We start from the raw sequence: 22,194 nt of genomic DNA on the forward strand, positions 1-22,194 counted from the left end.
CCAGGGTAGCGCACTATAGTCGTATACGAGTACATTGCTCGTATACGACTACTGGAGGAGACGCTCATGATCGCCTTTGGCGTGTGGCCCGGCGTGGTCAGCACGGATCTCGTGCGGCTGGAAACCTTCATCGACGCGCCGCCGGAGGACGTCGAACGGACCGCGGAAGCGTTGCGGGACCTCGCGAAGGGCACGGAACGGTTCTACGTGCGGTGCTATCGCAGCTATCGGGGCCCGCACGAACCGACGCCGCCTGACCCCGTGCCGTACCTCGGCGACGGACGGGTGGTCGACTACGTGCTCGGTTACGGCAGTCCGGAGGTCGATCCGGACGGGTTCGCGGACGCGGTGCGGGCCGCGGTTCGCGAGGTCGCCGAGTTGGGCGGCGGGAAACTGCAGGTCTGCGAGGAGGTCAATGTGGCCGCGCCGCTGGACGGCGGCAGTCCTGGTTGCTACGAAGCGCTCGGGGCCGGGCTCGCGGCGGCGCTGGACGAGCGGGCGCGGCTGGGGGTCGACGTGATGATCGGGTTCAACGCCGCGGTCGCGCTGTCCGGCGATCCGTTCTGGGACGCGGTGCGCTCGGCGGTAGACCCGGAAGTACTGAATCGCATTGACTTCCTCGGCTTGGACTTCTTTCCGGACGTATTCCGTCCGGTGCCTGCCGACGCGTTGGCCGGCGCGGTGACCCACGTCGTGCGGTCGTTTCGCGAATCCGCGTCGGCGATTGGTATCCCAGCGACTGTGCCGATGCACATCACCGAGACCGGTTGGCCGACGGGACCGGAGAATTCGGAGGAACAACAGGTGCGCGTGATGGAATCCGTCGCGCGCACGGTGTTCGAGCTGGCTGCTGAGGCCGGGGTGGACACCTACGAGATTTTCGGGCTGCGGGACGGATTGTCGAGCGGTCCGCGAGAGAATCGGTTCGGATTGCTGCGCGACGATTATTCCCCGAAACCGGTGTACGAGACGATGAAGCGGCTGATCGCCGAACATTCTTCCTGAACGGCAGTCCCGCGAAAGATGGACATTCCGCCGCGTGCCGGATTCTTTTAGTTCCATCTGGCCCCTGGTCACCGAGAAGGGGAGGCCCGATTCTGTATCGGTCATAGATCACCAGTGCCCTCAGGGAGATACCGTGCGCAGAACTAAGTTGGTGGCAGGCGCGTTGGGTGCCTGCGCACTGGTCATGGGTGTGGCGCCAGCGGCGAGCAGCCAGATCGGCCAGCAGTCGCCGGACACCGCCCGGCAACCCGCCGGTTCGGCCTATCGCGACGGCGACTCCGCCTCCGCCACGCTGAAGGACGCGAAGGGCGACGAGGTCGGCTCCGCGTGGTTCACCGCCGACAACCGCTCGCACGCCGTCTGGGTCGAGGTGTACCTCACCGGTCATTTCACGCCCGGTTTCCACGGCATGCACGTCCACGAAAAGGGAAACTGCACCGTCGGCGATCCGAAGAACCCGTTCACCGCGGCGGGCGGCCACTTGATGCCGATGGACCACCACACCGGACTGCCGATCGGGCAGCTGCCGCCGGTGCAGGTCCGGTCGAACGGTCGTGGGTATCTCAAGTTCGTGCTGGACACCTTTACTCTGGACCAGCTTTTCGGTCCTGACGGCACCGCGATCATCGTGCACTCGAAGTCCGACAACTTCGCGAACATTCCCGCCGATCGCTACAGCGTCCGGGGTGACCCCGGCGCACCGGTGCCGGATGAAAAAACCAAGGCGACCGGCGACGCGGGCTCCCGGTTCGCGTGCGGCGTGCTCACCCGCGACCAGAACTGACTCAGTCCTTTGTAGACTCATCGTGGTCCGTGCAGGACTCCTTGCCGGAATCAGATTCCCGCAAGGAGTCCTGCACGGACCGGTAGCCGGGGTCGCGGAGGCGGCGGCTACTACGATCGGCGCATGTCTAGTCAGCCGGTCACGCTCTCGCGGCCCGTGCGGTTCTTCAGTTTCGCGTCCGCGGCGAGTCTTCGCTGGACCGGCTTCGGCGGGGTGCTGCTGCTCGCCGTCGCGGTGTACGCCGGGGCCGCCGGGATGCCCGGGGTCCTGCCGTTCGCGGGCGGGATCGCCGGTGCCGGGCTGGTGGTGCTCGCATGGGCGCTGCTCGGCGGCCGCATCCTCGCCGCGGACCTCCCCGACGCGGGCTGGCTGAAGCGGACGCTCGCGTTGTGGTGCGGGCCGTTGCTCGTCGTGCCGCCGCTGTTCAGCGGGGACGTCTTCAGCTACCTCGCGCAGGGTGCGGTGGCCGCGCACGGGTTCGACCTCAACGTCGTCGGGCCGCGGCAGGCACTGGGTTCGGCGTCGGACATCGTCGGCCGGGTCAGCGTTTACTGGCGCGAGACGCCGTCGCCGTACGGGCCGTTGTTCGGCGCGGTCGAGCGGGTCATCGCGCAGGTGTCCGGCGGGAATCCGATCGTCGGCGTCGCACTGCATCGGCTGATCGAGGTGGCCGGGCTGGTGCTGATCGCGTGGGCAGTGCCTCGGCTGGCGGCCGCGGCGGGAGCGTCGCCGCGGGTCGCGTTGTGGCTGGGCGTGCTGAACCCGCTCGTTCTGTGGCACGTGGTCGCCGGGATGCACAACGACTCGCTGATGCTGGGCCTGATGCTCGCGGGGGTGGCGATCGCGCTGGAAGCGGTGGGCGACCGGATCCGCTGGTGGCCGCTCGCGGGCGGGGTGCTGCTCATCGCGCTCGGTGCTGAGGTGAAGGTGCCCGCGCTGGTCGCGCTGGCCGCGGTCGGCACGGCGATTGCCCGCCGGCGCGGGCGGATCGGCGAATTCCTGCTCGCGGGCGCGGCGATGGTCCTCGTCTTCGCGGCGGTGTCCGCGGCGGTTTCGCTCGCGTCGGGGATCGGGTTCAGCTGGGTCTCGGCGCTGACGACCTCGGGGGAGGTCAACAGCTGGATGGCGCCGACGAACTGGTTCGGCTTCCTCGTCGGCGGCATCGGTTCGCTGTTCGGCGCGCACCTCACGCAGACGATGATCGGTGTCGGCAAGATCATCGGGTACGTGCTCACCGCCGCCGGGATCGTCGTGGTGCTGCAACGCCAGTGGACCGGCCGGATCGACGCGGTCCGCTCGCTCGGGCTGATGCTGAGCGCGGTCGTGGTCTTCGGGCCGGTCGTCCAGCCGTGGTATCTGCTGTGGGCGGTGATTCCGCTGGCCGCGTCGCTGCCCGCCGGCCGCGTGCGGTCCGTGGTGATCACGCTCGTCGCGGTGTTCTCCGTGGTGCTTCCGCCGGTGGGCGGCAACTTCAGCGGACGCGTCGGGTTGCTGGTGCTCGCATACGTGATCGGGCTCGCGGTGGTGGTCGCGGCGTTCTTCGCGCTGCGGAAAGCGTCCGCAGTGGACTAACGCTGGCTGAGCCAGACCTGTTCAGCGGCTCGCGCGGACGCGATCGCGTCGTCGACCACCAGCGGCTTCGCCGGGTCGAGCGTGGTGTGCGATTCGGTGGTGTAGAAGCGCACCTCGTGCCCGTCCGGGTCGTGCAGGCCGGGCAGGATCCAGCCGAGGGTCGCGAAGTGGACGCCCGCGTGCTGTTCGCCGCGGCGGGTGAGATCGTCGGCTAGTTCGGTGAGGCCGGCCCGGTCGGGGACGCCGATGGAGAAGTAGTCGAACCCGGCCGCCGCGCGGGCGAGGTCCGGGTTGAGCACGAGTCCGAGATCCGGTCCGCCGCGCGGATGCGTCATGGTGACGCCGGTCCGGCGGCCGTGCCGGCGGAATTCGAGGGCGATCGCGTAGCCGAGCCGGTCGGCGTACCAGGCTGCCGACCGGTCGAGGTCGGCCACCGGCAGCTTCAGGTGATGCACTCCGTCGAGGGTGGGGATCATCGTCGGCCTCCACTGATGCAGTCCAACTGCAATGTAGTTATGATGCATCTGGTGAAAGACCAGGTCAAGGCCGATGCCAGGGCCGAGTTCGGGGCCGCCCGGATCGCCCGGACCGAGGCGCTCGTCGTCGCCGCGGCGCGGGAGCTGTTTCTGGAGCACGGCTATGCGGCCACCGCGCTGACGCAGGTCGCGCGCCAGGCCGGGGTCGCGCCGAGGACCGTGTACGTCCGCTTCGGCACCAAGGCGGCGTTGTTCCGGCGGGTGATCGACGAAGCGCTCGTCGGGGACGCGGAGCCGATCGACGTCGCGCACCGGCCGCGAGCGCAGGACGCGATGACCGCCAGGACCTTGGCCGAACGGTTGAACGCGCTCGCCGACGTCACGGTTGGAATCGCGGACCGCGCCGGAGCGTTGCTCGAAGTGGCAGCACAGGCCGAAGGCGCGGAGCCGGAAATCGCCGAGGCGGCGCAGTCCGGGCGACGCGAGACAGCACGACTGTGCCGGGAGTTCTGGTCCCGCGCGACGCATGACGGTCTTCTTGAGTCCACTGTGGACATAGAGCAACTCGCGAGCACCACGGATGCCTTGCTGTGCGCGGACACGATGGTGCATCTGCGTCGCGTGCACGGCTGGGCCGCGGCGGAATACGGGCGCTGGCTGCGAACGGTGCTGGTTGCCCTGGGCAGGACGTCCGGATAGGTTGCGATCATGGACATCGAGGTGCTCGTGTTCGACGTGCTGGGCACGCTCGTCGACGAACCGGCCGGAATCCGTGCGGGAATCCGGAAATTCGCGCCGTCGCTCGCTGGCCCGGAGGTCGAAGAGCTGCTTTCGGTGTGGCAGAAGCACGTCGAGCAGGAGCAGGGCCGCATCGTCGCCGGGGAGCGACCGTACGTCGCGAGCGACGTCATCGACCGGGAAGCCGCGCAAGCCGTCGCCGACGCGGTCGGTGCTGGCGACGCCGCCCAGTTGGCGCTCGCGGCCCGGCAACTGCCGCCGTGGCCGGACACTGTGGACGGCCTCGCTCGCCTCGCCGAACGGTTCCCGCTGGTCGGACTGTCCAACGCGAGCCGGACCGCGTTGCTCGACCTGTGCGCGAACGCCGGACTGCGGTGGCACACCGTGCTCTCCGCCGAGAACGCTCGCACCTACAAGCCCGCTCCGGACGTTTATCAGCTCGCTATCGACGTCGCGGGCCGCGCACCGGAGCGGCTGCTGATGGTCGCCGCGCACGCCTGGGATCTGCGAGGCGCGCAAGAAGCTGGGTTCCGGACCGCGTACGTCAGCCGCCCGGTCGGCGATCCGCCGGGCCCCGCCGATCGGTTCGACCTCCACGCCGACAGGCTCGCGGACCTCGCTGATCAGCTCGAAAACGGTCGCGACTGAACCCCGGACCAGGCATGATCTCGGCGTGACCGCGCCCAGGACGACCGATCTCAGCGACTTCGAACGCCGTCTGGTCGAGTCGGCCCGCGAAGGCGAACTGCTCGGGGCCGACCAGATCGACGTCGACGACCTGGCCGAAACCGAAAGCCCGGACCACCTCGTGCGGGCGGCGGTCCTGCGCGACCTGCTGCTCGGCAGGCACGGCGACCTCGATCCGCGCGGGATCATGCTGGCGCGGGCGCGCATCACCGGCGAACTGAACCTCGACGGCGTCTCCGCGACCGCCGGACTCATGCTGCTCACCTGCGTCTTCGACCAGCCGGTGCTCGCGCGCCAGGCGAGGCTGCCGCACCTGTACTTGATCGGCGGGCGGATGCCGGGCCTGCACGCGTCGCGGGTGCGGATCGAGGGAGACCTGCACCTGTCCGACGGCGTGCGGATCACCGGAGACAGCCCGGACGGGGCGATCCGGCTGATCGGCGCGCACCTCGGCGGGAGCCTGCTCTGCCGGGACGCGGACATCGTCAATCCGGCCGGGCTCGCATTGGAGGCGAGTTCGGCGGAACTGGGCGGCGGGCTGTACCTGCACCGGGGAACCCGGATCACCGGCTCGTCGGCGGACGGCGCGATCCACCTCAACGGCGCGAGCGTCGGCGGTCCGCTGGAATGCCAAAGCATCAAGGTTTCCAACGACCTCGGACCGGCCGTCGAGGCGGACACCCTGACGGTCGCGCGCAGCATGCTGATCCGGGATTCGGAGCTGAGCGGCAAGGGCGAGATCGGCGCGATGCGGTTGCAGGGCGCGCAGATCGGCGGGCAGCTCGAGTTCTCCGCGACCACGCGGATCACGTCGCCGGAAGGACGGCTGCTCGGGCTCTCCGACGCGAAAGCCACCACAGTGTTCATGCCGGGCGACCTCGTGTGTCCCGAAGGCAGCACGAGCGCCGAGTGCGATCATTCCGAACTGGCCTGGCTGGACGGATTCACCTGCACCGCCATCGATCCGGCGTTCGGCTGGCGGCGGTGGCTGCATCTGCTTCGGTGTCACACCGAGTACTACGACGCCACCGGTTACCAGAAGCTGGCGGCAGTCGAACGGACCGCGGGCCACGACGGCAACGCGCGCACGATCCTGATCGCGCAACAGGACGACCTGCGCCGCCGTTCGCCGGAAGCACTCGGCGGGCGGATGTCGCGGCTGTTCCACTGGATCTGGGGCACGCTGGCCGGATACGGCTACCGCGCCCGGCGCACGGCGGCGGCGTTGCTGCTCGCGCTCGTCGCGGCCGGAGTACTCGGATTGTGGGCCGGGGCAACGGAAACCCAGCCCGGGCACCACGCGGCGCAACGGGTCGCGACCGGGACGGCGTGTTCCCCGGTCGAACTGATCGGCCTGGGGCTCGACCGGGGCTTGCCGATCGCGCCGACCGGGTTGCGGAGCCGGTGCGACCTCGATACCGCGAGTGTGTCCGGGCAGGTGTTCACCGCGGCGATCTGGGGCGTGCAGGTCGCGGTGTGGGGACTGGCGACGCTCGCGCTGGCCGGGTACACGAACCTGGTGCGCAAAACCGCCTGACGTTCCGCGCTGCTCACAGCAGATCTGCCGTCGGCAGAGAAAGCGGCGGCGGCCGGGCCCGCGGCGGCAAGGTCGAGGCATGACCAACGAATCGACTCCGCCGATGTTCGACCAGCGGCTCCGGGAACGGTTCCTGAGCCAGCGGGTCCTCGTGCTGGACGGCGTGCTCGACGACGACAACGGGACGGTCCTCGCGACCCAGATGCTGTCCCTGGCGGGCGAAGACCCGGTCAAGGACATCGCGTTGTGGATCCACTCGCCCGGCGGTTCGGTCCCGTCGATGCTCGCGATCCGCGACGTGATGCGCCTGGTGCCGTGCGACGTTTCGACGCTCGCACTCGGATTGGCGTGCAGCGCCGGGCAGTTCCTGCTGTCCGCGGGCACTCCCGGGAAGCGATTCGCCCTGCCGCACGCGCGAATCCTGATGCACCAGGGATCGGCCGGCATCGGCGGCTCGGCCGTGGAGGTCGAGGTGCAGGCCGACGACCTGCGCTACACCCGGGACACCGTGCTGGGCCTCACCGCACAGGACACCGGGCAGCCGTTCGACCGGATTTTCGCCGATTCCCTGCACGACCGGTGGTACACCGCCGCCGAGGCGCGGGACTACGGCTTCATCGACCAGATCGTCGACCGCCTGGAGCAGGTCGTGCCGGTGCGCACGCACGCGATGGGCCTGGGGGTACGCGCATGAGCACCTACACCATCCCGAACGTCATCACTCGCAGCCCCGGCGGCGAGCGGATCATGGACGTCTACTCGCACCTGCTGTCCGAACGGATCGTGTACCTGGGCACGGCGATCGACTCGGGCGTCGCGAACGCGCTGATCGCGCAGTTGCTGTTCCTGGAGTCGGACAACCCGGAGCAGGAAATCAACCTGTACATCAACTCCGAGGGCGGCGACCCGGCCGCGATGCTGGCGCTGTACGACACGATGCGCTTCATCAAGGCCCCGGTGGCGACGACCTGCGTCGGCCAGGCAGTGGCGACGGGCGCGGTGCTGCTGGCCGCAGGCGCGGCCGGCCGCCGATCGGTGCTGCCGCACGCGCGGGTGGTGCTGCACCAGCCCGCCGCACAGGGCCGCGGGACGATCCCCGACCTGATCCTGCAAGCGGACGAGGTGATCCGGGTCCGCACGCAACTGGAGGAGATCACGTCCCGGCACACCGGCCACGACGTGGCGGAACTCCGGCACGACACGGACCGCGACCGGGTCTTCGACGCGGCCGGGGCGGTGGAGTACGGGCTCGCGGACCAGGTGATCGCGGCCCGTCCGTGAGGCGGGGACGCAGGCCGGTCTGGGGTTCCGGCCTGCGGCTTCGCTTGAGCTGCGGTGAGTACTGGCCTGGGTTTCGCGCTCAGGCTGCCGTGCGCGAGGCTGTGGTGAGCGCGGGTCCGGCTTGCCTTGGCTCAGCGCGTCTTCAGCACGCGTCCGGCGGGCGATGCGCGGGCCGCGGTTCGAGCGCGTTGTTCCCGGCGATCCCGCTCAGCGGCTCAAGCCGCCATCAGCACCGGGCCGGCCGGACGCCGCGCGGGCCGCGGTCCGACCACGCTGATCCGCCGCATGTCCCCGGCGATCCCGCTCAGCAGACCGGCCAGGTTCACCCCGAGCGCACCGGTCACCGCGGCGATCATCTCGCTCGACGGTTCCTTCCGGCCGCGTTCGATCTCGGACAGGTACTGCGGCGAGATCCCGGCCCGCTCGGCGACGTCGACGAGCCGCTCGCCCTGGGTTTCCCGGGCGGCGCGGAGACTGCGGCCGAGCACCTCGCGCCACAGGGGTTCCGCCTCGTCGTCCCGGGCGGGGGCGCGGCGCTGGTGGAAAGGAAGGATGTCCGCCATGGGCCCAGCCTGGCATCCGCGGGGCCTCCGGCGACAGCGGTTCCGCTCAGGGCAGAACGTCAGCCCGCGACTTGGTTGCCGAGCATGATCACGCCGAGCACCAGCGCGATCGCCGACACCCCGATGCCCACCCCCGACACCGGCTTGCCCGTGTGCCGTCCGATGACGCCGACGAGTCCGCAGGCCAGGCCGGCCAGTCCGAACGGGAGCGCGAGGTACGCCCGGACGCCGCTCAGGTCGATCGGCAGCAACGGAACCACACAGCCGAGCACGCCCAGCACCAGCGACAACACCCCCAGCCATACGCCGTTCGCCGGAGCGGGCAGGGCGGGCGGATAGGGGGAGTAGCCGGGGTACTGCTGGGCATTCGGCTGGACCGGCCATGGCTGCGGCTGCCCGGTCCACTGCGGCGGGGGCCCGGCCGGCGGCATTCCCTGCGGACGGGGTTCGTCAGTCATCGGAAAGCTCCTCACCGCGCGAAAGAAACGTCGTCACACCTTAGAACGCGGGTGCGAGAAGGCTCATCCGTTTCGAGCAAGTCGGTAGGGTGCCCGAGGCAGCAACCAGCGACCGACGAGGTGACGCATGGACCGGCGCGAACTGATCGACCAGGCTCTCCGCGGCGTCGAGGCGTGGGAACGCAAATGGGGTCCGTTCACCCCGTCCCCGGCGAGCGAACCGGACGTCGATCTCCCCGCGCTGCTCGAAGACTACGCCGCGAGGATGGACGCGTCCTTCCCCTTCTTCCACCCCCGCTACGCAGGGCAGATGCTCAAACCGCCGCATCCGGTCGCGGTGGCCGCCTATCTAGCCGCGATGGTGGTCAACCCGAACAACCACGCGCTCGACGCCTCGCAGGCCACCTCGCCGATGGAGGTCGAGGTCGTCGCCGACCTGGCGCGGATGTTCGGGTTCGCGCAGCCGTCGCTCGGCCACCTCACCTCCAGCGGGACGATCGCGAACCTCGAAGCCCTCTGGGTCGCCCGCGAACTGGCTCCGGGCAAAGCGGTCGTCCATTCGCGGGACGCGCACTACACGCACGGCCGCATGTGCCAGGTGCTCGGCGTGGAATCCCGTGCGGTGCGGGCACTTCCCGACGGACGCGTTGACCTGTCCGCCGTCGAAGCCGAGGTCCGCGGCGGTGGGGTCGGCACGGTGGTGCTGACCCCGGGAACGACCGGGCTCGGGGCGGTCGACGACATCCAGCAGGCCCTCGCGCTGAAAGAACAGTACGGAGTCCGCCTGCATGTCGACGGCGCGTACGGCGGGTTCTACACTCTGCTGGGCGAGTACGAGGCCTACCGTGCGATCGGCTCGTGCGATTCCGTTGTCGTGGACCCGCATAAGCACGGGCTTCAGCCGTACGGCTGTGGTGCGGTGCTGTTCGCCGACCCGGCGGTCGGCCGGTTCTACCAACACGATTCTCCCTATACCTACTTCACTTCCGACGAGTTGCACCTCGGGGAGATCTCCCTGGAATGCTCCCGCGCGGGTGCTGCCGCCGGAGCGCTTTGGCTTACTCTGCAAGCCTTCCCGCTGGAACGCGACCGCGGCCTCGGCCGGTTGCTGGCCGCGTGCCGTCGAGCGGCGAACGACTTTGCCGGACTGCTCAAGGAATCCGACCGGTTCGCGCTGCACCTTGAGCCCACTTTGGACATTGTCGCCTACTGGCCGCGACGGACCCGGATGAGCGAGATCACCGAAGCCGCCAACACCATCCTCCAGAAGGGCATGGCAGACAAGGACAATCCACTGTACCTGTCCACTTTGCGGGTTGACGCGGACGCGTTCGCCGCACTGCACCCGGACGTCGAACGCGACGCCGAGACCGTCACCATCCTCCGCTCGGTGTTGATGAAGCCCGAGCACGAGGCCTGGATCCCGCAGCTCAAGCAAGCGCTCGACCGGTTGGCGGACTGAGTCCCGGACAGCGGGACTGACCCGCTCAATCCGGACGGACCGCCGGTTACATCGGTGCGCATGGCTGTGGAACCGCGCACCGCAGAGCGGTCGAGAGGGTATTACGTCGCGATCGTCGTGGCGATCGCGCTCCTGACCGAGAACGCCAACTTCGAGTTCACCCTCGTCGGGGTGGGCCTGCCCGACATCGCCGCCGCCTTCGGGACCGGCCAGGTGGCGCTGGTGATGACCGTCGTCTTCGTCGCGTCGCTCGTGTTCCTCCCGATCGCCGGGAAACTCGCCGACACGCACGGCAAGAAGAAAGTCCTCCTGGCCGCGGCCGTCATGTTCGGCGCCGGATCGCTGATCTGCGCACTGGCCCCGGTGTACTGGCTTTTCCTTGCCGGACGCGTGCTCCAGTCCGCTTTCGTCGTCGCGTACGTCGCGGGTTACGGCCTCATCCGCGACCTCTTCCCGCCGCGGCTGGTGCCGCTCGGGGTCGGCGCGCTCGGGGTCGGCACCGGCGTCGCCGCGTTCGGCGGTCCGCTGCTCGGCGGGTATCTGGTTGATGCCTATGGGTTCCGCAGCGCCTTCTGGTTCACGCTCGGCTACGACGTTGTCGTCTCGACGCTCGTGCTGCTCGTCGTCCCCGAAACCCGGGTGCGGATCAAACGCCGTATCGACGTCGCCGGTGGCTTGCTGCTCGGCGGCGGGATGGCGGTGCTCGTGCTCGGCCTGGTCGAGAAGGAGTATCTCGGTTACGCCGTGGCGCTTTCGGTGGTGCTGCTGGTGCTTTTCGTGCTCGTCGAGCGCCGCCGCGCCGAACCGTTGATCGATCTCGCGCTGGCGTCTCAACCCAAGGTATGGCTGACATTGCTCGCTTCGGGCACCGCCATTTTCGTCACCACCGCCAACAGTTCCGTGCTCATCCCGCAACTGCTCAGGACTCCGCATGTGCCCGGCGTGGCGGAACGCGGTCTCGGCATGAACGCGTTGGAATACGGGGTAAGCTACGGCCTGCCGTTCGGCCTGGTCGGCGCGGCCGCCGGCTATGCCGCCGGATGGGTGTGCCGGAGATTCGCGCCGAGAACTGCTTTGCTCACCTCGATTGCCGGCACCCTCGGTGGGGTAGTGCTGATCCTTTTCGGACAGTTGAACGGGCCGGTCCTGATCGTAGTGATCGCCGCACTCATGGGCATCGGACTGGGATTTCTCTACGCCGGAGCCAACAATCTCGTCATCGAGGCCGTGCCCGCGGAGGCGCAGGGCGTCACGACTTCGTTGCTGTACACCGCACTCGGCGTGATGAACACGCTCGGCACGGCGATCGTCGGTTCGATCACCGCCGCCCATCAGGTCCGGCTCGGCACGGGTGTTTCCATTACGAACGACACCGGATACCAGGCGGCGTACTTCGTACTGCTCGGCGTCGGCGTCCTCGCGCTCTTGCTGACTTTTCTGATGCGGCACGGCCGGACTCCGGCTACCGGCGGGACGGCGAACGCGTAAGATCCCTGCTGTGACAGACGGCCGGAATACTTGCGCAGACTGGAAATTCGCCGTGAGCACGCTGGGGATGCCCGGCATTCCGGTGCGGGAATCGGCCGCCATCGCCGCCGCGCACGGATGTGCCGGGCTGGAACTGCGGGTGCACGCGGACGAGGAAGTCCACTTAGGACTGAAAGATACCGGGTCCGTTCGCGACCAGATCAGCGAAGCAGGGCTGGAGATTTCCGCACTGGCCGGCTACGTCCAGGTCTGCGCACCCGGTATAGCCGGCGAACTCCGCGCGCTGATCGACCTTGCCGCGCGACTGAACGCCCCCGCGATCCGAGTCTTTCCCGGCGGCACCGGCGAAGACGGCCGCGCGGTAGACCAGATCGCCGAGGTGCTCCCCGACCTGACCGACTCCGGCGTCCAGTTGCTCGTCGAGACCCACGATTCCCACCTCACCGCGGAATCCGTGCTCCGCCTCGTGAAACCGTTCGCCGACCCGGCACGGGTAGCGGTCCTGTGGGACGCGCTGCACCCGTGGCGGGCAGGCGAAGCTCCGGCGCGGACCCGGGCGCTCCTGGGGGAGTACCTCGGGTACTTCCAGTTGAAGGACGCGACCGCCGGGCTGACCCCGGTCCCGCCGGGCGAGGGAATGGTCCCGCTCGGGGAATGCGGGCGCCTGCTGCGATCGTGGTCCGGCTGGATTTCCCTGGAATGGGAACGCGCCTGGCATCCGGAGATCGCGCCGGTCGACGTCCCGCTGCGCGCGGCGGCGGATTGGCTGGCGCGCTGGCGCGGTTGATCAGCCCGCGGAGGTTTGTGCCACGTATTCCTCAAGTCCGCGTCCGGTCAGCGGATAGTAGTCGGACAACCGCCCGCCCTCGTCGAGCCGTCTCCGTGCGAATGCTTCTTTGTCTTGGTGAGCAAGGGAATCCTCGGCAATAGTCAAGGCTTTCGACTGCGGCACCACGACTGCCCCGTCCTCGTCGGCCACGATCACATCCCCCGGCGTCACCAGCGCGCCCCCGGCGCCGACCGGAACGTTGAACGCGGCCGGGAACAGTTCCGTCTGCGACGCGTAATGCGGCGTCACCCCCGTGCACCACACCGGCACGCCAAGCGCGCGGATCCGCGCGGCGTCGCGGACCCGGCCGTCCACCACGATTCCCGCGCCGCCGCGCAGTTTGAAGTAGCGCACCAGCATGTCGCCGAGGCAGCCGGTGAAGTGGCTGCCGAACGCCGAAACCACCAGCACATCACCCGGTTTGATCGACTCCAGCACCTGCCACAACGCCGTCTTGCGCTCGGCGTCCTCCTGTGCGGTGCCGGAGAAAACGTCCTCGCGCTGCGGCAGGAACTGCAGAGTCACCGCGCCGCCGACGACCTTGACGTCCGGGGTCCGGTGCAGCGGGACGGGACCGTCGAGGAAGGTCCGTGTGATGCCCATCTGGTGCAGCTTCGCGCACGCCGTCGCGGCGCTGACGTCGTCCAGTGCCTCGATCATCCGCGTGGTCGGCCGGGTGAAGGTCGCGGTCTGCACCGGCGCCAGCTTCGAGTCGTAGATGTCGGTTTCCCCTGCTGGGACAGCCTGCCGGCCGTTCGCGTCCATGGCGTGCCTCTCCGCGCGTCGCCGTCCGAGTGACGGTGACATTATCGTCTATCGATGGTAGATGTAACCGCCGACGGCCGAGCGCTGTCAACCTCGGACACCCCCGAGGACCCCCGCAGGTCCCGCTGAAGGGAGACCGCTGTGCCCGCATCCCCGGATTGGTTCGAGCCGGCCCGGTTCGGCTTGTTCGTCCACTTCGGCCTCTACAGCCTCGCCGCGCGGCACGAATGGGTCCGCAGCCGCGAGGCGATCCCGGACGCCGAGTACGACCGCTACCTCGAACGATTCGACCCCGACCAGTTCGACGCCCCGGCACTGGCCAAAGCCGCCCGCGAAGCCGGGATGCGCTACGCCGTTCTCACGGCCAAGCACCACGACGGCTTCTGCCTCTTCGGCTCGAAGCTGACCGACTACCACTCGGTCCGCGTCACCGGACGCGACCTGGTCGCCGAGTTCGCCGACGCGATGCGCGCCGAAGGAATCCGCGTCGGGCTGTACTACTCGCTGCTCGACTGGCATCACCCGGACTTCGAGATCGACCGCTACCACCCGCTGCACGCCGACACCGCCGCGCTCGGCAAACCCCGCGACATGGCCCGCTACCGCGAATTCCTGCGCGGCCAGGTCACCGAGCTGCTCACCGAGTACGGCGACATCGACCTGCTGTTCTTCGACTTCACCTACCCGGCGAAGGGCCCGGAGGACTGGGGCGCGGAGGAACTGCTGGCCCTCGTCCGCGAGCTGCGCCCCGGAATCCTGGTCAACGACCGCCTCGGCATCCCCGGCGATTACGTGACGCCCGAGCAGTACCAGCCCGACCGTCCGCTGGAACGCGACGGCGTGCCGGTGCGCTGGGAGGCCTGCCACACGCTCAACGGATCCTGGGGCTACGACCGCGACAACCACGAGTACAAAGACCCCGCGCTGCTGGTGCGGATGCTGGTCCAATCCGTGTCGTGCGGCGGAAACCTGCTGCTCAACGTCGGTCCGACCGGCCGCGGCGCGCTCGATCCGCGTGCCCGGGAAACACTCGCCGCCATCGCCGGGTGGATGCACCTCCACGAACGCTCGGTGCACAACGCCGGACCGGCAAAGTGCACGCCGCCGTCGAACGTGCTGTACACACAGGCCGGCGACCGGCTGTACGTGCATCTCCTGTCGTGGCCGCTCAAACACCTCCACCTGCCAGGGCTGGCCGGCCGCGTCCGGTACGCACAGCTGCTGCATGACGGCTCGGAGGTGCGGTTCCACCAGCTCGACGGGGAAAACCACGAGCACAACAACCTCGCGCCGCCGAGCCAGGACGCGGGCACCCTCACGCTGACCCTGCCCATCATCGCGCCGGACGTGCTGCTCCCGGTGCTCGAACTGTTCCTCGAAGCCGATGCTTAACCCACTGGAACCGAAAGAGCCGAACCTGCCGGATGTCACCGCCCGGACGGTCTGGGACGCGACAGAATCCTCGACGCGGCAGGACATTCTGGTCGCCGCGGCGATCGAACTCGACCGCCCGGTGCCGCAGTTGCTGGCCGGAGACTGGGCCCGCCCGCTCCGCGACGGCAACCGCAGTGCGTACGAAACGAAGGTCCGGCAGCTGAAGGAACGCGTCACGGTGCTGGTCCTGGCCGCGGTCCTGACCGGCGAAGTCGCGCCGGCCACCGCGCCGCCGGGGGAGTGCCCGAACCTCGACGCGGCGATCGACGGCCTGGTCGCGCTCGCCGAGGCGACCACCTGGTGCTGGGCCCCGCACGACCGGTTCGCCGCGGCCCGCGGCGACGTCCTCCCGGACCCGGACGAACCGTTCCTCGACCTCGGCGCGGCCGACGTGGTGTCCCTCTTCGCCTGGGCCGACCAGGTGCTCGGCCCGCATCTGGACCTGCGCGCGCCCGGTCTGCGCCGCCGTCTTCGCCGCGAGGCGGACCGGCGCGTGCTCGGCCCGTTCGAGCGGATCCGGGACTGGGCGTGGATCGGCGCGGACGGCACCGCGAACAACTGGAATCCGTGGATCCACGGTGCGGTCCTCGCCGCCGCGGCGTTCCTGTGCGACGACCAGCCGCGCCGGACTCGGCTGGTGCGGCTCGTCTGCGAAGGACTCGACCACTACCTCGCCGCGCTGCCCGACGACGGCGCCATCGACGAGGGCATCGCGTACTGGTGGCAGGGTCCGTGCCGGTTGCTGGAGGCGCTGGACCTGCTGTCGGAGCTCGGCATGCCGGACGTCCGCGAGCCCTTCGCCGAGCTGCTGCGGTATCCGCAGCGGATGCACCTCGGCGAGGATTGGTATGTCAACGTCGGCGACGCCTCCGCGCGTTTGCTGCTGTCTCAACCGTGGCATGTGCCGTATCAATGGGGCCGGTTGCTCGGTCAACCCGAAACGGCCGCGCACGCCGCGGAAGGCGCTCGGTTGTCCGGTCGCGCCGTGCATCCGGTAGCCGGACTGGGCCGCGCGCTCGCCGCGCTGCGGGACCCGCACTGGTGCCGGGCCGCGCTCGAAGGCAGCCAGGAGACGCCGTGGCTGGCGCGTGAATCGTGGTTCTCGCGCGTCCAGATTTTGGTGGCACGCGAGGAAACCGGCCGGGTCGACGGGCTTGCCGTGGCGGCGAAAGCCGGGCACAACGGGGAGCACCACAACCACCTCGACGTCGGGACGTACTGGGTAGCGCTCGACGGCCGTCCGATGGTCGTCGACGCCGGTCGGCCGACCTACACCGCCGCGACGTTCGGGCCGGACCGGTACGCCGCGTGGCCGTTCCGCAGCGCCTGGCACAACGTCCCGGAACCCGGTGCGGAACAGGTACCCGGCGCTGGGTTCGGGGCGCGCGCGGTCATGGTCGATCTCAGCGAACCGAGCCTGCGTGCGGAACTCAGCGGCGCGTACCCGGACGGCGCCGTGCCGAGGTGGCAACGAACCGTCCGGCTGTGCCGTGCCGGACGCGAAGTCGTGGTCGAGGACGAGTGGGACGGAGATCCAGAACCCGTTCTGGTGCACCATCTCCTCGCCGGTTCGGTCGAGTGCGGAGCCGGTTGGGCCAGCGTCGCCGCCGAGGGCCGGACGCTGCGGCTGGCCTGGGACGCCGGGGCGGCGGTCGCGGTGCCGCGCGAGCAGCCGATCGACGATCCGCTCCTGCGGCTGAGCTGGGGAAACGTCCTCACCCGGCTGACCTTGCGGGTCACCGATCCCGCCGCGCGCCGGGTAACGGTGCGCTGGAGCCGGTGAAAATCCGGTCTTGACAGGCCGGGGGCGAGGTTTACGATCAGTTATCGATAGACGATGAAGCGAGATTGATCGTTTTCCTGATCTGAACCGGCAGCGGGGTCGGTGCGCCCGTGTCGCCGAAGTGCGTCCCCGCGCGCCCTTGGTGAGGCGATTTCCGTTGCGGCACAGGCGTTTCGCCTCCGATTCGTTATTGACCGCGCTCGGGGTGCATGGTTTCATCTCGACTATCGATTACTCGCGATTACGCAATGGAGCGTGTGGCTGACATGAGAAAACACTGGCGCCGAGGCACCGCTGCCATCGCGGCGACGATCGTGCTCGGCTCGACCGCGGCGTGCGCGGGCGGTTCGTCGGACGCGTCCGGGGAGACGACCCTGCGGGTGATCGTCAACATCACCCCGAACCTCACCCAGGAGTACTGGAAGGGCCTGTTCGCCCAGTACGAGCAGAAGCATCCGGGCGTGCACGTCAAGCTGGAGCTGACCGGCACGATCTCGGCGGGCGCGAAGCTCAACCAGGACCTCGCCGCGGGCGATCCGCCGGACATCGCCCAGCAGATCATCCCGACCAAGGAGAACGCGCAGCTGTTCGCGGACCTCAGCGACCAGGAGTGGACCAAGGACACCCCGCTCGCGCAGCAGCACGAGATCGAGGGCAAGCGGTACCTGGTCGGCGTCGGCGAGCAGATCCAGTCGCTGGTGTTCTACAACAAGGCCGCGTTCGCGAAGGCCGGGGTGAACCCGGCGGCGATCAAGACTCTCGACCAGTTCACCGAGGCGATGGGCAAGCTCAAGGCGGCGGGCTTCCAGCCGCTGCAGACTGCGGGGCAATGGGTTCCGGGCGCGCAGTTCTCCATGATGGCCGACGCGGGCGTGCTCACCGCCGATCCGGAGTGGACAGTGAAGCGCACGGGCAAGAAGGTCAGCTTCGCCGACAGCGGCTACGTGAAGTACCTGCAGCGCTACCAGAGCTGGATCCAGCAGGGATACCTCCAGAAGAGCGCGCTCGGCCTCACCTACACCGACGGCCAGGCAGCGTTCCTGGCCGGCAAATCGGCGATGTACGTGATGGGCTCGTACTTCGTTCCCTCCGCGGACAAGGCGAAGAAGAGCGACGAGATCGGCGTGTTCAGCATGCCGACCGACGGCGCGTACCCGTCCGGCCAGTTCGGCAACGTCGCGGACCCGTACGTGGTCGCCGCGGCTTCGCCGCATCCGAAGGAAGCGACCGAGCTGGTGCGCTGGCTGGTCACCGACAAGGAGGCCGTGCGCAGCCAGCTCGCCGCGGACGGCAACCTGCGCAAGGGATTCAGCTACGACATGTCGAGCCTGGGCAAGCAGGTGCAGCAGATTCTCGAAGCCGCGCCGTCGGTGCTCGTGAAGGCGGGCGAACGCCAGCCGATCGACGGATACACCACTGAGCTCAACACCCAGGTGCAGTCCCTGTACACCGGCTCGTCGGCGCAGCAAGTCGCGGAGGGTTTGGACAAGTGGTGGAACTCGCAGAGCTGACGAAGCCGGTCGCGGCACCGCCCACGCCGCCGCGGCGCAACACCCGGCCACGCGGGGTGCGGCTTCGTGCGGTCGCGGTCTCGCTGGGGATGAGCGGACCGGCGGTGCTGCTCTACACCGTGCTCACTGTCGTACCAGTCGGCGTAGCGATATATCTCAGTTTCACCGACTGGAATGGCTTCGCCAAGGCCGTGTTCGTCGGGGGGAAGAACTACGCGAAGCTGTTCTCTGACCCGGCATCGGGCCGCGCCTGGTATGTCACCGGCATCATCTCGGTGGCGGGCACCGTGCTGATGGTCGGCGGCGGGCTGGTGTACGCGCTGGCGTTGCGCGGACGGTCCAAATGGAACTCGTTCTTCCGCGCGCTGGCCTACTATCCGCACGTGATCAGCGCGCTGATCCTGGGCTATCTGTGGGCGGCCATCCTCGGCACCAACGGCGCGATCAACAGCACGCTGCAGAAATTCGGGATCGGTCCGATCGGGTTCCTGTTCGACGAGAAGCTCGCGCTGATCGCGTTGATCTGGGTCATCGTGTGGGCCGGGTTCGGCTTCAACGTGGTGCTGTTCGTCGCCGCGCTGCAGACCGTCCCAGCGGAACTGCTCGAAGCGGCGGCGATCGACGGAGCGTCGAAGGGGCAGATCAACCGGCGGATCGTCGTCCCGATGATCGCTCCCGTGGTCACCGTCGCGACCGTGCTGAACCTGGTCGGCCTGATCCGCGCGTACGACCTGGTCGTGAGCCTCACCGGCGGCGGTCCGGCCGGTTCGACCCAGACGTACGGATATCTCATCCTCGCCAAATCGTTCGAGGGCACCAAGATCGGCTACGCGACCGCGCAGGCCGTGTTCCTGATGGTGGTCTCGGCCGCGCTCGCCCTGCTGGTCACAGCGTTGCGCAACCGGCAAGACCAAGCCGCGGCCGGATAAGGGGGCAAGCAGTGGTGGTACAGGCGGAGCCGCGGGCTGTTGCGGCGCGGCGGCTGAAGCGAGGCGCGGAACGCGAGGGCGGCGTCGTCCGGTTCGTGCTGCTCGCCGGGCTCCTCGTGGTGATGGTGGTGCCGGTTTACCTGTTGCTGGTCAACAGTTTCAAACCGCAGGACGACATCGTCAACAACCCGTTCGGGCTTCCGGTCGGGAACTTCACCTTCGATTTCATCAAAGCCGCGGCGACGAGCCCGGACTTCAACGTATTGCAGGGATACGGGTTCACCCTGTTCCTCGTCGTGACGGTGGACATCTTCTGCATCGCGCTCGCCGGACCCGCGGCGTACGTGATCGCGCGCAGCCTGAAGAAACGCACGCAGCTGTTGTTGCTGTACTTCCTGGCCGGCACATTCATTCCGGGTGCGGCACTGGTGATCCCGGTGATCTACGTACTGCGTTCGGTCGGCCTCGCGAACACCGTGACCGGCCTGATCGCGCACGACGTGGCCTCGACGCTTCCGGTGAGCATTTTCCTGTTCGTCGGCTTCATCCGCACGATTCCGGTCGACATCGACAACGCGGCGACGATCGACGGCGCGGGCCGGTACCGGACGTTCTGGATGATCATTTTCCCGCTCATGCGCCCGGCCGTGGTCACCGTGCTGATCCTCAACTCGATCGGCATCTGGAACGACTTCGTCAGCCCGCAGATCCTGCTGAGCCCCGGCTCCGGCCACTACACCGTGACCACCGCGATCTACGCCGGGATCAGCCAGTATTCGACCGACCTGACGAAGGTGTTCCCGAACCTCCTGCTGGCCATCGCGCCGGTGATCATTTTCTTCATCTACATGCAACGGCACATCATCAGCGGCCTCACCGTCGGGGCCGTGAAGGGCTGAGTCTCTCTCATGAGGAGTAAGGACAATGCAGTGCTGAGGAAGGTCGCGGTCCTGGCGGCCGCATTCGTCACGACGCTCGCCGTCGCCCCCGCCGCTTCGGCCGCCGGGCGCACGTTTTACGTGGCCGCCAACGGTCACGACACTGCGAACGGGCAAGCCCCGGCCGCGGCGTTCCAGCATGTCCAACGCTGCGCCGACGTCATGGTGGCCGGCGACACCTGCGTAATCGCCGGCGGCACTTACCGGGAAACGGTGAAACCGGCCAATTCCGGTACCGCCGGAAAGCCCATCACCTATCGCGCCGCGCCCGGCGAGAAGGTGACGCTGAGCGGCGCGGAACCGGTTCGCGGCTGGGCCAAGGTGTCCGCGGCCGACGTCGCCGCCATCGCCAAGACGGATCCGTTCGCGGCGAACTCTCCGTTCAGCCAGGCGGTATCCGCCGGGAATGTCTACCGCACCTCGGTGGATCTCGGCAGTGATGTGTCCACCGTGCAGGTGTTCACCGACGGGACCATGGGCGTCGAGGCACAGTGGCCGTATCCGGGCCTGGACCTGGTGACGCCGAAGCTGGCGTACGCGGGCGCGGGCAGCGCGGACGCCACCATCGTCGATCCGGGAATGACCCGTCCGGCCGGATACTGGAACGGCGCTCGCGCGCTGACCGGGTACTGGTATGTGTCGGCAACGTCCACAGTGACCAGTTCCGCGGCGGGTTCGGTGACGCTGGCCGCGGCTCCGCCGTGCGTACACAAGGTCGTGCCGAAGGACACGCGGTACTCGCTTTTCGGCAAGATCGGCGAACTGGCGAATCCGGGGGAGTGGTTCTACGACACCGCCGCCAAACAGCTTTACGTGTACAGCACGGACAACCCGGCGGCGCACAGCGTCGAGGCGAAGCGGCGCAAACTCGCCTTCGACCTCACGAACAGCAGCTACACCAACCTGACCGGGCTGACCTTGTTCGGCGCCTCGGTGCAGACCGGCGCGTCCAGTACGAATGTGGTGCTGGACAAGATCAATGCCCACTATCTTTCGCACTACACCGACATCACCCAAGGCGCGACGGACTGCGGTTCCACGGTGACCCGGGGCGTCGCCGACACCGGATTGGTCATCAACGGCACGAACAACCAGGTCGTCAACAGCAATCTCGCGTACAGCGCAGGAAATGCGATTGCGTTGCGCGGTCAGCACAACACCGCGAACAACAACGTCATCCACGATGCCGACTACCTCGGCACCTACGCGGCAGGCATCGCGGTGGCGGGCAACAGCCAAACCGTGCAGCACAACACGATCTACCGCGTCGGCCGCAGCGGAATCAACCTGCAATGGGACGTCGCGACAGGCACGACACCCGGACCGGACCGTATCGCGTACAACGACATTTACCAGTACGCCCGGCTCAGCCTGGACACCGCAGCGATCTATACCTGCTGCGCCTCCGACATGCTGCAAACGTCAATCGACCACAACATCCTGCACGACGGCACGCCCACGCCCGGCGTAAACCCGTTCGCCGTAGCCGGGATTTACGCCGACAACGGCCAGAGCAACCTGACCATCGCGAACAACGTCGGATGGAACAACCTCGAGAAAACCGTGATGCTGAACGGCCTCGGCTCCGGTTCGCGCAACAACCTCGTCTACAACAACACCGGCGGCGCGACGTTGTTCTACGTCAAGGGACCGGATCAGTCGACCGGAACGAAGCTCTACAACAACATCGGCGAGATCGTCGGACTGGCCGGGGCGACGGACGGCGGAATGCTGATCTCGAACAACCTCCCGGCGGACACCGACCCGAAGTTCCTCGACGCGGCGAAGCACGACTACCGGTTGAGCGCGGACTCCCCAGCGCGCAACGCCGCGATCCCGTTGCCAGGCATCAATGACGGCTCGACCGACCCGGCCCCGAGCCTCGGCGCGTATCAGTACGGCGCTCCCAAGTGGACTGCCGGAGCGACACGGTAAATGCTCGCGGCGCCCGGAC

Annotated in this window: 21 protein-coding genes; 17 read left to right on the plus strand and 4 right to left on the minus strand. The window is 68.4% G+C overall.

Going from position 1 to position 22,194, the window contains the following annotated elements:
• The first annotated feature begins 66 nt into the window (after nt 1–66).
• The 3 genes from L3Q65_RS43230 to mptB all read left to right on the plus strand — a co-directional run bounded on the left by L3Q65_RS43230 (nt 67) and on the right by mptB (nt 3,361).
• Nucleotides 67–1,005 carry a hypothetical protein gene (locus L3Q65_RS43230; RefSeq protein ID WP_237598201.1) on the plus strand — a complete coding sequence of 313 codons (939 nt, stop codon included), beginning with the start codon at nt 67–69 and terminating at the stop codon, nt 1,003–1,005.
• Nucleotides 1,006–1,138: 133 nt separating this feature from the next.
• Entirely contained in the window at nt 1,139–1,789 is a 651-nt protein-coding gene (locus tag L3Q65_RS43235) for a superoxide dismutase family protein (protein WP_220507474.1), read from the plus strand.
• Between the two features lie 123 nt (nt 1,790–1,912).
• Entirely contained in the window at nt 1,913–3,361 is a 1,449-nt protein-coding gene (gene mptB, locus L3Q65_RS43240; protein WP_237598202.1) for a polyprenol phosphomannose-dependent alpha 1,6 mannosyltransferase MptB, read from the plus strand.
• Here the strand turns inward: mptB and L3Q65_RS43245 are convergent.
• Nucleotides 3,358–3,837, minus strand: a complete 480-nt coding sequence (locus L3Q65_RS43245; RefSeq protein WP_182892468.1) for a VOC family protein — start codon at nt 3,835–3,837, stop codon at nt 3,358–3,360. The genes mptB and L3Q65_RS43245 overlap by 4 nt on opposite strands.
• A 51-nt stretch (nt 3,838–3,888) precedes the next feature.
• Here L3Q65_RS43245 and L3Q65_RS43250 point away from each other — a divergent pair, with 51 nt between their 5' ends.
• The 5 genes from L3Q65_RS43250 to L3Q65_RS43270 all read left to right on the plus strand — a co-directional run bounded on the left by L3Q65_RS43250 (nt 3,889) and on the right by L3Q65_RS43270 (nt 8,080).
• Nucleotides 3,889–4,536: a TetR/AcrR family transcriptional regulator gene (locus tag L3Q65_RS43250; RefSeq protein ID WP_237598203.1), complete on the plus strand. Its 648-nt coding sequence runs from the start codon at nt 3,889–3,891 to the stop codon at nt 4,534–4,536.
• Between the two features lie 9 nt (nt 4,537–4,545).
• On the plus strand, nt 4,546–5,223 hold the full coding sequence (locus L3Q65_RS43255; RefSeq protein ID WP_237598204.1) for a haloacid dehalogenase type II: 678 nt from the start codon (nt 4,546–4,548) through the stop codon (nt 5,221–5,223).
• A 25-nt stretch (nt 5,224–5,248) separates the two neighbouring features.
• Nucleotides 5,249–6,799 (plus strand): hypothetical protein, encoded by a 1,551-nt coding sequence (locus L3Q65_RS43260; RefSeq protein WP_237598205.1) that lies wholly within the window; start codon nt 5,249–5,251, stop codon nt 6,797–6,799.
• A gap of 79 nt (nt 6,800–6,878) precedes the next feature.
• The gene (locus L3Q65_RS43265) at nt 6,879–7,493 is read left to right on the plus strand and encodes a ClpP family protease (protein ID WP_067591539.1); all 615 of its coding nucleotides are present in this window, start codon (nt 6,879–6,881) and stop codon (nt 7,491–7,493) included.
• The gene (locus L3Q65_RS43270; RefSeq protein WP_182892465.1) at nt 7,490–8,080 is read left to right on the plus strand and encodes a ClpP family protease; all 591 of its coding nucleotides are present in this window, start codon (nt 7,490–7,492) and stop codon (nt 8,078–8,080) included. Before L3Q65_RS43265 ends, L3Q65_RS43270 begins: the two co-directional genes overlap by 4 nt.
• Nucleotides 8,081–8,295: 215 nt before the next feature.
• On the opposite strand, the gene L3Q65_RS43275 is transcribed toward L3Q65_RS43270, so the two are convergent.
• Together L3Q65_RS43275 and L3Q65_RS43280 are read right to left on the minus strand one after the other, a co-directional pair.
• Nucleotides 8,296–8,643 (minus strand): helix-turn-helix domain-containing protein, encoded by a 348-nt coding sequence (locus tag L3Q65_RS43275; protein ID WP_182892464.1) that lies wholly within the window; start codon nt 8,641–8,643, stop codon nt 8,296–8,298.
• A gap of 59 nt (nt 8,644–8,702) precedes the next feature.
• Nucleotides 8,703–9,101: a hypothetical protein gene (locus L3Q65_RS43280; protein ID WP_237598206.1), complete on the minus strand. Its 399-nt coding sequence runs from the start codon at nt 9,099–9,101 to the stop codon at nt 8,703–8,705.
• Between the two features lie 127 nt (nt 9,102–9,228).
• Here L3Q65_RS43280 and L3Q65_RS43285 point away from each other — a divergent pair, with 127 nt between their 5' ends.
• From L3Q65_RS43285 to L3Q65_RS43295, 3 genes are read left to right on the plus strand one after another with little or no spacing between them, the layout of a single operon-like run.
• Nucleotides 9,229–10,563, plus strand: coding sequence for an aminotransferase class V-fold PLP-dependent enzyme (locus tag L3Q65_RS43285; RefSeq protein ID WP_182892463.1), 1,335 nt, complete (start codon nt 9,229–9,231; stop codon nt 10,561–10,563).
• Between the two features lie 60 nt (nt 10,564–10,623).
• On the plus strand, nt 10,624–12,051 hold the full coding sequence (locus tag L3Q65_RS43290; RefSeq protein WP_182892462.1) for an MFS transporter: 1,428 nt from the start codon (nt 10,624–10,626) through the stop codon (nt 12,049–12,051).
• Between the two features lie 52 nt (nt 12,052–12,103).
• On the plus strand, nt 12,104–12,838 hold the full coding sequence (locus L3Q65_RS43295; protein ID WP_237598207.1) for a sugar phosphate isomerase/epimerase: 735 nt from the start codon (nt 12,104–12,106) through the stop codon (nt 12,836–12,838).
• Here the strand turns inward: L3Q65_RS43295 and L3Q65_RS43300 are convergent, their stop codons facing one another.
• Nucleotides 12,839–13,645, minus strand: a complete 807-nt coding sequence (locus tag L3Q65_RS43300) for a ribonuclease activity regulator RraA (RefSeq protein ID WP_237598208.1) — start codon at nt 13,643–13,645, stop codon at nt 12,839–12,841.
• Nucleotides 13,646–13,786: 141 nt separating this feature from the next.
• On the opposite strand from L3Q65_RS43300, the gene L3Q65_RS43305 reads away from it, so the two are divergent.
• The 6 genes from L3Q65_RS43305 (at nt 13,787) to L3Q65_RS43330 (ending at nt 22,175) form a co-directional block, all read left to right on the plus strand.
• Nucleotides 13,787–15,037 (plus strand): alpha-L-fucosidase, encoded by a 1,251-nt coding sequence (locus L3Q65_RS43305; protein ID WP_237598209.1) that lies wholly within the window; start codon nt 13,787–13,789, stop codon nt 15,035–15,037.
• Entirely contained in the window at nt 15,030–16,862 is a 1,833-nt protein-coding gene (locus L3Q65_RS43310; RefSeq protein WP_182892459.1) for a heparinase II/III family protein, read from the plus strand. Before L3Q65_RS43305 ends, L3Q65_RS43310 begins: the two co-directional genes overlap by 8 nt.
• 266 nt (nt 16,863–17,128) lie before the next feature.
• The gene (locus L3Q65_RS43315) at nt 17,129–18,373 is read left to right on the plus strand and encodes an ABC transporter substrate-binding protein (protein WP_182892458.1); all 1,245 of its coding nucleotides are present in this window, start codon (nt 17,129–17,131) and stop codon (nt 18,371–18,373) included.
• Nucleotides 18,352–19,302 carry a carbohydrate ABC transporter permease gene (locus L3Q65_RS43320; RefSeq protein WP_220507472.1) on the plus strand — a complete coding sequence of 317 codons (951 nt, stop codon included), beginning with the start codon at nt 18,352–18,354 and terminating at the stop codon, nt 19,300–19,302. The genes L3Q65_RS43315 and L3Q65_RS43320 overlap by 22 nt, the downstream gene beginning before the upstream one ends.
• Before the next feature lie 11 nt (nt 19,303–19,313).
• Complete coding sequence (locus tag L3Q65_RS43325; RefSeq protein WP_237598210.1) at nt 19,314–20,201, plus strand: carbohydrate ABC transporter permease; 888 nt, start codon at nt 19,314–19,316, stop codon at nt 20,199–20,201.
• A 30-nt stretch (nt 20,202–20,231) separates the two neighbouring features.
• Complete coding sequence (locus tag L3Q65_RS43330) at nt 20,232–22,175, plus strand: right-handed parallel beta-helix repeat-containing protein (protein WP_237598211.1); 1,944 nt, start codon at nt 20,232–20,234, stop codon at nt 22,173–22,175.
• Nucleotides 22,176–22,194 lie beyond the last annotated feature (19 nt).

Source organism: Amycolatopsis sp. FU40, assembly GCF_021903635.1.
Lineage (GTDB): Bacteria > Actinomycetota > Actinomycetes > Mycobacteriales > Pseudonocardiaceae > Amycolatopsis > Amycolatopsis dendrobii.